Genomic DNA, 12,407 nt, shown 5'->3' with positions numbered 1-12,407 from the left:
CGGCTATGACTTGCTGCATGCCCTGTCAGGCTCGGTCGTACAGGACACCCAGTGCATCACCCAGCCGGTCACGACCAAGCTGAGAAGTGTGGAGATGATGACGCCGAGCAGAACCGGCAGCCATTCCAGCTGCAATATCGGAAATTCCGTGATCACGCCGACGCCAGCCGGCACGAAGAGAAGCCCCATGTGACCGACAAGCCCATTGGCGAGGCGGTCGATGTCGTCTGGAGTCTCCGCCTTTTGGGTTTGGCGTGTGCTGTCATTTCCATGCGCATCCCTGATGATGAGCAAGGTGGTCAGCAGGAACATTCCCACCACCGGACCGGGCAAGGGCAGGGAGCAGGCCATCCGCAGGATCTCGCCGGCCAGCTGGCAGCCGATGAAAAGAGCGAATACGGTCAGCATGGAACCTCCGTTTACAAGGGCCTCCTCGTTGCGTGTCGGAGGCGCAGCTTGCGGGGCTTGCGATGTGTCGACGCCAGGACCGAGGGAGTCGGAACAACGAATGCTCCGCCGTTCCTGACGCACCGGAAGATGGCGGATGCTGCCCGGAGAATGAAGCACCGGCGCGGGAAAGCATTGTTGCTGAAACGGGTGGTTGTCCGGGGAATGCCCCGCCCGGTCGTCGTCCTTGCTATGATCCGGCCGTGCTTGCCGGGGAAACCCGCAGGCCTGTTTCGAGATCCCAGTAAGGGGGGTGGCCGAAGCGCTGTTCGATGAAGCTCAGGAAAGCGCGGACCTTCGGCGACACCACCTTCTTGGGGGGATAGACGCCCCAGATGCTCCGCTCCGGTCCGACGGAAATGTTTCCCTCCCATTCCGGCAGAAGTGACACGAGGTGTCCGGAGCGGATCTCCGGTCCGACGAGCCACGTCGGCAGTAGGGCAATCCCCAGGCCGGCCAGAGCGGCGCCGAGCAGCGCCTCGGAGTCGTTCGCGCGCAGCCGTCCTCCGATGACCACCTCCGCCGTTTTCGCCGTGCCTTTCTCGCAAAAATACCAGCGGTTGGAGGGTTGGAGAGCGAAGGCGAGGCAGTTGTGCGTGGCGAGCGATTCGGGGCTGTCCGGCATTCCGGCCCGTGCCAGATAATCCTGACTGGCGCACAGGGCGCGCCGGTGGGGGGCCAGCCGCTTCGCCACCAACGTCGAATCCGTCAGGGCACCGATCCGGATGGCAATGTCGGCTCCGGCATCGATCAGATCGACGGTTGCGTCGGTGAAGGTGGCGTCAATGCGGATGTCGGGATAGGCGGCCAGGAAGTCCGGAAGATGCGGCTGCACATGGCGCCGTCCGAACGCCGATGGGATGTTGATCCGCAGGAGCCCTTGCGGTCGGCTGTTCAGCGACGAGGTCGCCAGCCGGGCTTCGTCCACGTCGGCGATGATGCGGGCGGCCCGCTCGTAGAAGGTCATGCCGGCTTCGGTCAGGTGAAGCCGCCGCGTCGTCCGGTTGAACAGGGCGGCGCCGACATCCGCCTCCAAGGCGGCGATGTAGCGTGACACGGTCGAAACCTTGGCTCCGCTTTCAGCTGCCGACCGTGACAGGCTGCCAAGTTCCACGGTCCGGACAAACGCCCTCATGGCGCTGAGATAGTCCATCACCTCTCCTTATCTGCCCCTCGCTGCAAGAATGATTTGCCACATGAGGGGCTGTCGGCTCGCAGAGCGATAATATAAAACCATCAGCATCTCAAACAAAACCTTCATCTCCGGCCAAGATAGTCGGAGATTTCAAGAGGACTTGTGCCATGTCCAGGATGAGCGCAGCAGAAGCCGCAGTCCGTGTCCTGAAAAAGGAAGGTGTTAACATCTGTTTCGGCGTGCCCGGTGCTGCGATCAATCCGTTTTACGCAGCTTTGAGAGCCGATGGCAATATTGGTCATGTTCTGGCGCGGCATGTGGAGGGCGCCTCGCACATGGCCGAGGGCTACACCCGGGCCAAGGCCGGCAACATCGGCGTGTGCATCGGCACCTCCGGCCCGGCCGGCACCGACATGATCACCGGCCTCTATTCGGCCATCGCCGATTCCATCCCCATCCTGTGCATCACCGGCCAAGCGCCGCGCGCGCGCCTGCACAAGGAGGACTTCCAGGCCATCAATGTGCCGGACATCGCCCGCCCCGTCACCAAATGGGCGCTGACGGTGCTGGAGCCGGCGCAGGTGCCCTATGTCTTCCAGCAGGCCTTTCACCTGATGCGCTCGGGCCGGCCCGGCCCGGTGCTGATCGACCTGCCGATCGACGTCCAGATGACCGAGATCGAGTTCGACGAGGAGGCCTACCAGCCGCTCCCCGTCTACAAGCCGACCGCCACCCGCACCCAGGTCGAGAAGGCGCTGGCGCTGTTCGCGGCGGCCGAGCGTCCGCTGGTCGTCGCCGGCGGCGGCATCATCAACGCCGACGCCTCCGACAAGCTGGTGGAGTTCGCCGAGCTGCTCGGCGTGCCGGTGATCCCGACCCTGATGGGTTGGGGTACCATCCCCGACGATCATCCGCTGATGGCCGGCATGGTCGGCTTGCAGACCGCCCACCGCTACGGCAACGCCACCATGCTGAAGTCCGACTTCGTGCTGGGCATCGGCAATCGCTGGGCCAACCGCCACACCGGGTCCGTTGAGGTCTACACCAAGGGCCGCAAGTTCGTGCATGTCGACATCGAACCGACCCAGATCGGCCGCGTCTTCATGCCCGACCTCGGCATCGTCTCGGACGCCGGCGCGGCGCTCGACCTGTTCATCGAGGTGGCGCGGGAGTGGAAGGCGGAAGGGCGCTTCAAGGATCTGGGCGGCTGGGTCAAGGACTGCCAGGGCCGCAAGCGGTCGATGCACCGCCGCAGCGACTTCGATCAGGTGCCGATGAAGCCGCAGCGCGTCTATCAGGAGATGAACAGCGCCTTCGGCGAGGACACCACCTACGTCACCACCATCGGCCTGTCGCAGATCGCCGGCGCGCAGTTCCTGCACGTCTACAAGCCGCGCCACTGGATCAATTGCGGCCAAGCCGGCCCGCTGGGCTGGACCCTGCCGGCGGCGCTGGGCGTCCGCGTCGCCGATCCCAAGCGGCGCATCGTGGCGCTGTCCGGCGACTACGACTTCCAGTTCATGATCGAGGAGCTGGCGGTCGGCGCCCAGCACAAGCTGCCCTACATCCATGTGCTGGTGAACAACGCCTATCTCGGGCTGATCCGGCAGGCGCAGCGCGCCTTCCAGATGGATTTCCAGGTCCAGCTCTCCTTCGAGAACATCAACGCGCCGGAGATCGGCGTCTATGGCGTCGACCATGTCGCGGTGGCGGAAGGGCTGGGCTGCAAGGCGATCCGCGTCACCGAGCCCGACCGCATCCAGGACGCCTTCGCCCAGGCGCAGGCCTGGATGGACGAGTATCAGGTGCCGGTTGTCGTCGAACTGGTGCTGGAGCGGGTGACCAACATCGCCATGGGCACCGAGATCGACAACGTCACCGAGTTCGAGGAGACGCTGGATCTGCCCGTCGAGGACACCGCCACCATCCTGGTTTGACCGGCCGGATTCTTCCGCACTTCCCGGTATCTTTCCGCGAGACGACGAACCATGCCCAAATTTGCCGCCAACTTGACGATGCTCTATGGCGAGCACGCATTTCTCGACCGCTTCGCCGCCGCCGCGCAGGACGGCTTCGCCGGGGTGGAGTATCTTTTCCCCTACGCCTATCCCAAGGATGAGTTGGCCGACCGTCTGGATCGGCACGGGCTGACGCAGGTTCTCCACAATCTGCCGGCGGGCGATTGGGAGGCTGGGGAACGCGGCATCGCCGTGCTGCCGGACCGCGTCGGCGAGTTCCAGGATGGGGTCGGGAGGGCGATCGACTATGCGACCGCGCTGGGCTGCGTCCAAGTCAATTGCCTCGTCGGCAAGACACCCGCCGGAATCGCCGCGGACGCCGTGGAGCGCACGCTGGTGGACAACCTGTCCTTTGCGGCCCGCGCCCTGAAGGAGGCGGGCATCCGCCTGCTGGTCGAGCCGGTCAACACCCGCGACATCCCCAGCTTCCATCTCGCCACCAGCGCCCAGGCGGAACGGCTGATGGACGCGGTCGGGTCCGACAACCTCTTCCTGCAATACGACGTCTACCACATGCAGGTGATGGAGGGCGATCTGGTGCCGACCATCGAGCGGCTGTTCGACCGGATCGCCCACATCCAGGTCGCCGACAATCCGGGCCGCAACGAGCCAGGCACCGGGGAAATCAATTATCCCTTCGTCTTCAAGGCACTCGACCGTCTCGGCTATCGGGGATGGGTCGGCTGCGAATACAAGCCGGCCGGCAACACCAGCGTCGGCCTGTCCTGGCGCTCCGCGCCGGCCGCCGCGGTCTGAACGACATCGCCCGGAACGGCACAACGAACAGCATCGATTTCCAGGAGAAGGAAAACGCTATGAAGGTCGGATTCATCGGACTCGGCATCATGGGGCGGCCGATGGCCGCGCACCTCATCGACGCCGGCCACACGCTGTATGTCCATGACATCAAGCCGGCGCCCGACGAACTGCTCGCCAAGGGAGCCATCGACTGCGGTTCCGGCCGCGAGGTGGCGCGGTCCGCCGATGTCATCATCACCATGGTGCCGGACACGCCCCATGTCGGCGCCGCTCTGTTCGGCGAAACCGGCATCGCCGAAGGGCTTTCGCCGGGCAAGATCGTGGTGGACATGTCCTCCATCTCGCCGATCGAAACCAAGGATTATGCCAAGCGGATCAACGACCTGGGTTGCGTCTATCTCGACGCTCCGGTGTCGGGCGGCGAGGTCGGGGCGCGCAACGCCTCGCTCACCATCATGGTCGGCGGCCCGCAGGCGGCGTTCGACATGGTCAAACCGCTGTTCGAGGCGATGGGCCGGAACATCACGCTGGTCGGCGGCAACGGCGACGGCCAGACCACCAAGGTCGCCAACCAGATCATCGTCGCGCTGACCATCGAGGCGGTGGGCGAAGCCCTGCTGTTCGCCTCCAAGGCCGGCGCCGACCCGGCCAAGGTCCGTCAGGCGCTGATGGGCGGCTTCGCCTCCTCGCGCATCCTGGAGGTCCATGGCGAACGCATGGTGACGCGCAGCTTCGATCCGGGCTTCCGCATCGAACTGCACCAGAAGGACCTGAACCTTGCACTGAACGGCGCCCGAGCGCTGGGGGTGTCGTTGCCCAACACCGCGACCTGCCAGGAACTGTTCAACGCCTGCGCCGCCCAGGGTGGCAAGGCGTGGGACCATTCGGCGATGGTCCGTGCCTTGGAACTGATGGCCAATCACGAGATCGGCCAGGACGCCGCTCCGGCGGTCTGATCCCGGACGCCGTGCGCCATCTCCGCCGCCCGACGGCGGTTCGGCGGAATGGTGCCGGCGCCCTCCCTTTGAAGGATTGGCCGCCATGAGCGCGCAGCCCAACGAAGTTTTGCAGGCCATGTTTCAGGCGGCGGTGGCGGCGGCGTCGCCCGCCCGGTGCGTGCCGCCGCATCTGCCCGCTCCCCCGAAGGGGCGCACGGTGGTCGTCGGCGCGGGAAAGGCCGCCGCCGCGATGGCAAAGGCGGTGGAGGACCATTGGTCCGGCCCGCTGTCCGGCCTGGTGGTCACCCGCTATGGTCACGCCGTGCCGACCCGTTGCATCGAGGTGGTGGAAGCCGGCCACCCCGTTCCCGACGCCGCCGGGGAGGAGGCCGCCCGCCGTATCCTGGCGCTGGCTGGCGAGCTTGGGCCGGAGGATCTGCTGCTGTGCCTGATCTCCGGCGGCGGTTCCTCGCTGCTCGCCCTTCCCGCGCCGGGTATCTCCATTGCCGACAAGCAGGCGGTGGCCAGGGCGTTGCTGCGGTCGGGTGCGTCGATCGACGAGATGAACTGCGTGCGCAAGCAACTGTCGGCGATCAAGGGTGGCCGTCTGGCCGCCGCGACGCGGGCACCCGTCCTGTCTCTGATCATTTCCGACGTACCGGGCGACGATCCCTCGGTGATCGCCTCCGGCCCAACGGTGCCCGACCGGACCACCGCCAGCGATGCGCTGGGAATCCTGGAGACCTACCGAATCGATCCCCCGGCCGCAGTCGTCCGGCATCTGACGGCCATGCGCGAGAGTGCTGTCCGGTCCGACCGGCGAGCGGTCGAAGCGAAAACGATCCTGATCGCCACCCCGCAAATGGCGCTGGAGCATGCCGCCGAGGTGGCCTCGGCGGCCGGCTATGCCCCGCTGATCCTGGGCAACGCCATCGAGGGGGAGGCAAGTCAGACCGCGCTGGTCCACGCCGGCATCGCCCGTCAGGTCGTGGAGCACGGCCAGCCGGTCACGGCGCCCTGCGTGCTGCTGTCGGGTGGCGAGACCACCGTCACGGTACGCGGCCACGGCCGTGGTGGGCGCAACGCCGAATTTCTGCTGGCGCTGGCCGTTGCACTCGACGGAATGCCGGGTGTCCACGCACTGGCCGGCGATACCGACGGGATCGACGGAACGGAGGACAACGCGGGGGCGCTGCTTGCTCCCGACACGCTGGTGCGCGCGGCCGGGCTCGGCATCGATGCCAAGGCCCGGCTGGCGGACAATGACGGTTACGGATTTTTCCAGGCGCTCGGCGATCTCGTCGTGACCGGGCCGACCCTGACCAACGTGAATGATTTCCGCGCCATCCTGATCGGCGGCGGCGCGCCGCGATTCTCTGGGAAGAGTTGAGCCATGCCCCGTCAGCGAAGCACCAAGATCGTCGCCACCCTCGGCCCCGCGAGCACGGCACCCGGGACCATCCGCGCCCTGTACGACGCCGGAGTCGATGTCTTCCGGCTCAATTTCAGCCATGGCAGCCATGAGGATCACGCGGACCGTCACCGCATCATCCGCGACCTGGAACGCGAGGTGGGGCGGCCGATCGGCGTCCTTCTCGATCTCCAGGGGCCGAAACTGCGCATCGGCCGCTTCGCCGAAGGGCGGATCCGGCTGGAGGCCGGGCAGGGCTTCCGCCTCGACACCGCCGAGGCGCCGGGCGATGCCACGCGCGTAGCGCTTCCGCACCGGGAGATCTACGATGTGCTGGCGCCCGGCGTCGACATTCTGCTGGACGACGGCAAGATGCGGCTGCGGGTCGAGCGGTGCGGCGCCGATTTCGCCGAGACGGTCGCGGTCACCTCCGGCGTCCTGTCCGACCGCAAGGGAGTGAATCTGCCCGGCGTCGTGCTGCCGCTGTCGGCGCTGTCCGAGAAGGATCGCAAAGACCTGGAGTTCGGGCTTCGTCTGGGTGTGGACTGGGTCGCCCTGTCCTTCGTCCAGCGTCCGGAGGATGTGGCCGAAGCGCGGGACCTGATCGACGGCTGTGCCGGGATCGTCGCCAAGATCGAGAAGCCGGCGGCGATGGCGGCGCTGGACGGCATCGTCGCCCTGTCGGATGCGGTGATGGTGGCGCGCGGCGATCTGGGCGTCGAGATGCCGCCGGAGGACGTTCCCAGCGCCCAGAAGCGCATCGTCGCTCAATGCCGCGCGCTCGGCCGTCCGGTCATCGTTGCGACGCAGATGCTGGAATCGATGATCGCCGCCCCGGCGCCGACACGGGCGGAAGCCTCCGACGTGGCGACCGCCGTGTATGACGGTGCCGATGCCGTGATGCTGTCGGCGGAATCGGCCTCCGGCGCCTATCCGGTGGAGGCCGTGGCGATGATGGACCGCATCGTCCGCCGGGTCGAGCGGGATCCGCTGCACCGCCGGATCAGCGAAGCCGGTCTGCCCGAGCCCGAGGCCACGACGGCCGACGCCATCACCACCGCAGCCCGGCAGGTTGCCGGCACGGTGTCGGCCGCAGCGATCACCGCCTTCACCACCTCGGGATCGACGGTCCTGCGTGTGGCGCGCCAGCGTCCGGCGGTTCCGGTGCTGGGCCTCACGCCGAGCCTGCCCACTGCGCGCCGTCTGGCCCTGGCCTGGGGAGTGCATGCGGTCCATACCGCCGATGTGCGCAGCTTCTCCGAAATGGTCGACCACGCCTGCCGGACCGCCATTCACGAGGGGTTGGCCGAACCGGGGCAGCGTCTGGTCATCACCGCCGGCGTTCCCTTCGGCACCCCGGGCGCCACCAACATCCTGCGGGTGGCGGTGACCGAACCCCGTCATGTGGGCATGGCCGAGGCGGTGGGCGGCGATATCCCGGCTCCCGTGGCCTGAGCAGCAACTTCACGATCAAAGGTCGAATGCGTCCGGATGCGGCGGACAACGCCCCCGGCTTATCAAAATCAAGGGAGGTTCCGCGATGCGCATGCCAACGCCGGACGCGGGCGTGATCGCGCGCCGCCGTGCGATCATCGAGGCCATGCGGCAGATCGTTCCCGGCGAGGGGGTGATCGCAGAAGAACGGGAATTGCAGGTCTATGAAAGCGATGGGCTGACGGCCTATCGCCAACCGCCGCTGCTGGCCGTCCTGCCGACCACCACGGAGCAGGTCAGTCGCATCCTGCGCTATTGCAGCGATGAAGGCGTCCGTGTGGTCCCGCGCGGGGCCGGCACCTCGCTGTCGGGCGGGGCCCTGCCGCTGGCCGACGGCGTGCTGCTGGGGATGGGCAAGTTCAACAAGATCCTCGACATCGACTACGCCAACCGCTGCGTCACCGTGCAGCCGGGCGTGACCAACCTCGGCATATCCAACGCGGTCGCGCATGAAGGCTTCTATTACGCCCCCGACCCGTCGAGCCAGATCGCCTGCACCATCGGCGGCAACATCGCCGAGAATTCCGGCGGCGTGCATTGCCTGAAATATGGCCTGACCACCAACAATGTTCTTGGGCTCGAAATAGTCCTGATGAACGGCGAGGTCGTCCGGCTGGGCGGCGGTCATCTCGACGCCGAGGGTTACGACCTGCTTGGCCTGATGACTGGATCGGAGGGTCTGCTGGGTGTGGTCACCGAGGTGACCGTGCGCATCCTGAAGAAGCCGGAAACGGCGCGCGCACTGCTGATCGGCTTTCCGTCCAGCGCCGCAGCCGGCGATTGCGTGGCGGGAATCATCGCCGCCGGGATCATTCCGGGCGGCATGGAAATGATGGACCGCCTCGCCATCTCCGCGGCCGAGGATTTCGCCAAGGCCGGTTATCCCCGGGATGTCGAGGCGTTGCTGATCGTCGAACTCGACGGCCCATCGGCCGAGGTCGACCATCTTGTCCGCGAGGTGGAGCGCATCGCGCTGACGCTGGGTGCAATATCCCTGCGCATCTCGACGTCGGAACAGGAACGGTTGGCCTTCTGGGCCGGGCGCAAGGCGGCCTTTCCGGCAGTCGGGCGCATCAGCCCCGACTATTACTGCATGGACGGCACGATCCCGCGCAAGGCTTTGCCGCTGGTGCTGCAGCGGATGGAGGAGATGTCGGCCCATTACGGTTTGCGCGTCGCCAACGTCTTCCACGCCGGCGACGGCAACCTGCATCCCCTGATCCTCTACGACGCCAACATTCCCGGCGAGTTGGAGCGGACCGAAGCGTTCGGCGCCGACATTCTGAAGCTCTGCGTCGATGTCGGCGGGGTGCTGACCGGCGAGCACGGCGTCGGCGTCGAGAAGCGCGACCTGATGCTCTACCAGTTCGCCGAGATCGACCTCGACCAGCAGCAGCGCGTGAAATGCGCGTTCGACCCGAAGGGGCTGCTCAATCCCGGCAAGATGTTTCCGAAGCTGCATCGCTGCGCGGAACTCGGCCGCATGCACATTCACCAGGGCGCGCTGCCGTTTCCTGACATTCCCCGCTTCTGAGGACTCCGCCGATGACCACCTTCAAACCAGAAACGGCGGCGCAGGCCGCCGATGTGGTGCGCCATGCCCTGTCGGTGGGCGAACCGTTGGAAATCCGGGGCGCTGCGAGCAAGCGCGGTCTTGGGCGGCCGGTGCAGGCGGCGATGACCCTCGACACGACCGGGCTGGATGGCATCGTGGCCTACGAGCCCGAGGAACTGACGCTGACCGTTCGGGCGGGAACCCCGCTGCGCACCATCGGCACGGTCCTGTCGGAACGGCGGCAGCGTCTGGCCTTCGAACCGCCGGACCTTGGCGGGCTGCTGGGCGGTGCGCCCGGGCGGGCGACGATCGGCGGCATCATCGGCTGCAATCTGGCGGGGCCGCGGCGGATCAAGGACGGCGCCGCCCGCGACCATCTGCTCGGCTGCGAGGCCGTCAATGGGCGGGGAGAGGCTTACAAGGCCGGCGGCAGGGTCGTGAAGAACGTCACCGGCTATGATCTCTGCAAGCTGCTGACCGGCTCCTACGGCACGCTGTCGCTGCTGACGGAGCTCACCGTGAAGGTGTTGCCGGTGCCGGATTCGGAGCGGACCCATCTGGTGTACGGCCTTGATGACCGGGCGGCGCTGTCGCTGCTGTCGGATCTGCTGGGAAGCGCCGTCGACCTGTCCGGAGCCGCCCACCTTCCGGCGTCCGTCGCCCGGCGTTCGGCCGTGGCGCCTGTCGCGGCGGCCGGGCAGCCGGTGACCGCACTGCGGCTTGAGGGGTGCGGGCCGTCGGTCGCCGCCCGTTCCTCCGCGTTGGCGGCCCGGCTGGACCGTCATGACGACGGCGCGTGCCTTGATGGTGCGGAGTCCGCATCGCTGTGGACGGAAATCCGGGACGTTGCCTGTTTCGCCGGAACCGGCCCGCGCACGGTGTGGAGACTGTCGGTCCGGCCCGGTGATGGTGCCCGCATCGTCGCCGATCTGCGCCGGCTGGGCGAGATCGACGCCTTCTACGATTGGGGCGGCGGGCTTTTGTGGGTCGAGGCGCCGGCGGAGATCGATGCGGCCTCGGTTCGGGCGGTTCTGGCCCCGAACCGCGGGCACGCCACCCTCGTGCGCGGCAGCGAGGCCCTGCGCTCCGCCGCCGACGTCTTCCACCCCCTGCCGGCCGCGCTCGCCGCCCTGACCGGGCGGATCAAGGATGGCTTCGATCCCAAGCGCATCCTCAATCCCGGCCGCATGCACGCCTGGCTGTGACGCCCGGTCGAAGGAGCCGTTCGCCATGAAAACCGATTTCTCCCTGGCGCAACTCGCCGACCCTGCCTTGAAGGACGCGGAGGCCATACTCCGCTCCTGCGTGCATTGCGGCTTCTGCACCGCGACCTGTCCGACCTACACACTGCTCGGCGACGAGTTGGACAGCCCGCGCGGGCGCATCTACCTGATCAAGGACATGCTGGAGAACGACCGGCCGGCCACGCCGGAGGTCGTCAGGCACATCGACCGCTGCCTGTCCTGCCTGTCCTGCATGACGACCTGCCCGTCGGGCGTCCACTACATGCATCTGGTCGATCACGCCCGCGTTCACGTCGAAAAGACGCACAGCCGCCCGCTGCCCGACCGGCTGCAACGCTGGATGCTGTCCGCGCTGCTGCCGCGGCCCGGGCTGTTTCGTCTGGCGCTGATCGCGGCGCGTCTGGTCAAGCCCGCTTCCGGCTGGCTGCCGGCGCGCTTGAAGGCCATGCTCGATCTGGCGCCCCGGCGGGTTCCCTTGCCCAGCCCCATCGACCGGCCGCAGGTGGTTCCCGCTGCCGGGCCGCGGCGCAAGCGGGTCGCCATCCTGTCCGGCTGTGCCCAGCCGGTGCTCGCCCCCTCGGTCAACGAGGCGACGGTGCGGTTGCTGGCGCGCGCCGGCGTCGAGGTGGTGGTCGCCGCGGGGGCGGGCTGCTGCGGTGCCCTGACCCACCATATGGGCAAGACCGATCCGGCGCACCGGTCCGCCCTGGCCAACATCGCCGCCTGGACGCGGGAGATCGAGGGCGACGGGCTCGACGCCATCGTCATCAACGCGTCGGGCTGCGGCACGACGGTCAAGGACTACGGCCACATGTTCCGGCATGACCCGGACTGGGCGGACAAGGCGGCCCGCGTTTCGGCGCTGGCCAGGGACATCACCGAATTCCTCGACGAACATGGCCTTCCCGCCGTCTCGCGGCCGACCGGTCAGGTCATCGCCTATCATGCCGCCTGTTCGCTGCAGCACGGCCAGAAGGTCAAGGCGCCGCCGGTGGCCCTGCTGTCGAAGGCGGGCTTCCTGGTCCGCGGTGTGCCCGAGGCGCATCTGTGCTGCGGCTCGGCCGGCACCTACAACCTGCTCCAGCCCGAACTGGCGACGCAGCTGCGCGACCGGAAGGTCCGCAACATCGAGAGCCTGCGGCCCGACGCGGTCGCTGCCGGCAACATCGGTTGCATCACCCAGATCGCGTCGGGCACCGGCGTTCCGGTGGTCCATACGGTGGAACTGCTGGACTGGGCGACCGGGGGCCCTCTTCCGGTGCCGCTCGCCGGACAAGCGGCCTTCGTGCCTGCCGGTGGCGGTGGGGTTGCAAAAGCGCCGTTCCTGCTGACCGACGTCGGCTGAAAGGTCGGCTGAAAGGCGTCGGCGGTCGCCATCATCAAGGCATTGATTACAAACACACAAA

11 protein-coding genes are annotated in these 12,407 nt (G+C 67.4%); 8 read left to right on the top strand and 3 right to left on the bottom strand.

Translation table 11 applies throughout. The annotated features are described in order from the left end of the window. Positions 1-3 precede the first annotated feature (3 nt). The 3 genes from J2Y49_RS20095 to J2Y49_RS20085 form a co-directional block, all read right to left on the bottom strand. Entirely contained in the window at positions 4-408 is a 405-nt protein-coding gene (locus J2Y49_RS20095) for a CidA/LrgA family protein (RefSeq protein WP_310116685.1), read from the bottom strand. A 229-nt stretch (positions 409-637) separates the two neighbouring features. Beyond that, positions 638-1,582, bottom strand: coding sequence for a LysR family transcriptional regulator (locus tag J2Y49_RS20090; protein WP_310116768.1), 945 nt, complete (start codon positions 1,580-1,582; stop codon positions 638-640). A gap of 122 nt (positions 1,583-1,704) precedes the next feature. Next, a complete protein-coding gene (locus J2Y49_RS20085; protein ID WP_310116770.1) occupies positions 1,705-1,899 on the bottom strand; it encodes a hypothetical protein in 195 nt (64 codons plus the stop codon). Here J2Y49_RS20085 and gcl point away from each other — a divergent pair. The 8 genes from gcl to glcF all read left to right on the top strand — a co-directional run bounded on the left by gcl (position 1,810) and on the right by glcF (position 12,346). Then, entirely contained in the window at positions 1,810-3,519 is a 1,710-nt protein-coding gene (gene gcl, locus J2Y49_RS20080) for a glyoxylate carboligase (protein WP_310116767.1), read from the top strand. The two genes, J2Y49_RS20085 and gcl, sit on opposite strands and share 90 nt — an antisense overlap. A 51-nt stretch (positions 3,520-3,570) precedes the next feature. Continuing rightward, the gene (hyi, locus tag J2Y49_RS20075) at positions 3,571-4,356 is read left to right on the top strand and encodes a hydroxypyruvate isomerase (protein ID WP_310116683.1); all 786 of its coding nucleotides are present in this window, start codon (positions 3,571-3,573) and stop codon (positions 4,354-4,356) included. 59 nt (positions 4,357-4,415) lie between these two features. Then, the gene (gene glxR / locus J2Y49_RS20070) at positions 4,416-5,315 is read left to right on the top strand and encodes a 2-hydroxy-3-oxopropionate reductase (RefSeq protein ID WP_310116682.1); all 900 of its coding nucleotides are present in this window, start codon (positions 4,416-4,418) and stop codon (positions 5,313-5,315) included. Positions 5,316-5,400: 85 nt separating this feature from the next. Continuing rightward, positions 5,401-6,687, top strand: a complete 1,287-nt coding sequence (locus J2Y49_RS20065) for a glycerate kinase (protein ID WP_310116681.1) — start codon at positions 5,401-5,403, stop codon at positions 6,685-6,687. A 3-nt stretch (positions 6,688-6,690) separates the two neighbouring features. After that, a complete protein-coding gene (gene pyk, locus J2Y49_RS20060) occupies positions 6,691-8,163 on the top strand; it encodes a pyruvate kinase (RefSeq protein ID WP_310116680.1) in 1,473 nt (490 codons plus the stop codon). A gap of 85 nt (positions 8,164-8,248) precedes the next feature. Then, positions 8,249-9,736: an FAD-linked oxidase C-terminal domain-containing protein gene (locus J2Y49_RS20055; protein WP_310116679.1), complete on the top strand. Its 1,488-nt coding sequence runs from the start codon at positions 8,249-8,251 to the stop codon at positions 9,734-9,736. Positions 9,737-9,747: 11 nt separating this feature from the next. Next, entirely contained in the window at positions 9,748-10,962 is a 1,215-nt protein-coding gene (glcE, locus tag J2Y49_RS20050; protein ID WP_310116678.1) for a glycolate oxidase subunit GlcE, read from the top strand. A gap of 25 nt (positions 10,963-10,987) precedes the next feature. Continuing rightward, positions 10,988-12,346 carry a glycolate oxidase subunit GlcF gene (glcF, locus tag J2Y49_RS20045; protein ID WP_310116677.1) on the top strand — a complete coding sequence of 453 codons (1,359 nt, stop codon included), beginning with the start codon at positions 10,988-10,990 and terminating at the stop codon, positions 12,344-12,346. Positions 12,347-12,407 lie beyond the last annotated feature (61 nt).

This window comes from Azospirillum sp. BE72, from assembly GCF_031455875.1.
In the GTDB taxonomy this organism is placed as follows: domain Bacteria; phylum Pseudomonadota; class Alphaproteobacteria; order Azospirillales; family Azospirillaceae; genus Azospirillum.
This window is presented reverse-complemented; position numbering and strand designations above follow the sequence as displayed.

What these genes read in the sequence shown, in the direction of transcription:
- J2Y49_RS20095 (WP_310116685.1), bottom strand. Translation starts at nt 408, where the DNA reads ATGCTGACCGTATTCGCTCTTTTCATCGGCTGCCAGCTGGCCGGCGAG.
- J2Y49_RS20090 (WP_310116768.1), bottom strand. Translation starts at nt 1,582, where the DNA reads ATGAGGGCGTTTGTCCGGACCGTGGAACTTGGCAGCCTGTCACGGTCG.
- J2Y49_RS20085 (WP_310116770.1), bottom strand. Translation starts at nt 1,899, where the DNA reads ATGCCGCGCCAGAACATGACCAATATTGCCATCGGCTCTCAAAGCTGC.
- hyi (WP_310116683.1), top strand. Translation starts at nt 3,571, where the DNA reads ATGCCCAAATTTGCCGCCAACTTGACGATGCTCTATGGCGAGCACGCA.
- glxR (WP_310116682.1), top strand. Translation starts at nt 4,416, where the DNA reads ATGAAGGTCGGATTCATCGGACTCGGCATCATGGGGCGGCCGATGGCC.
- J2Y49_RS20065 (WP_310116681.1), top strand. Translation starts at nt 5,401, where the DNA reads ATGAGCGCGCAGCCCAACGAAGTTTTGCAGGCCATGTTTCAGGCGGCG.
- pyk (WP_310116680.1), top strand. Translation starts at nt 6,691, where the DNA reads ATGCCCCGTCAGCGAAGCACCAAGATCGTCGCCACCCTCGGCCCCGCG.
- J2Y49_RS20055 (WP_310116679.1), top strand. Translation starts at nt 8,249, where the DNA reads ATGCGCATGCCAACGCCGGACGCGGGCGTGATCGCGCGCCGCCGTGCG.
- glcE (WP_310116678.1), top strand. Translation starts at nt 9,748, where the DNA reads ATGACCACCTTCAAACCAGAAACGGCGGCGCAGGCCGCCGATGTGGTG.
- glcF (WP_310116677.1), top strand. Translation starts at nt 10,988, where the DNA reads ATGAAAACCGATTTCTCCCTGGCGCAACTCGCCGACCCTGCCTTGAAG.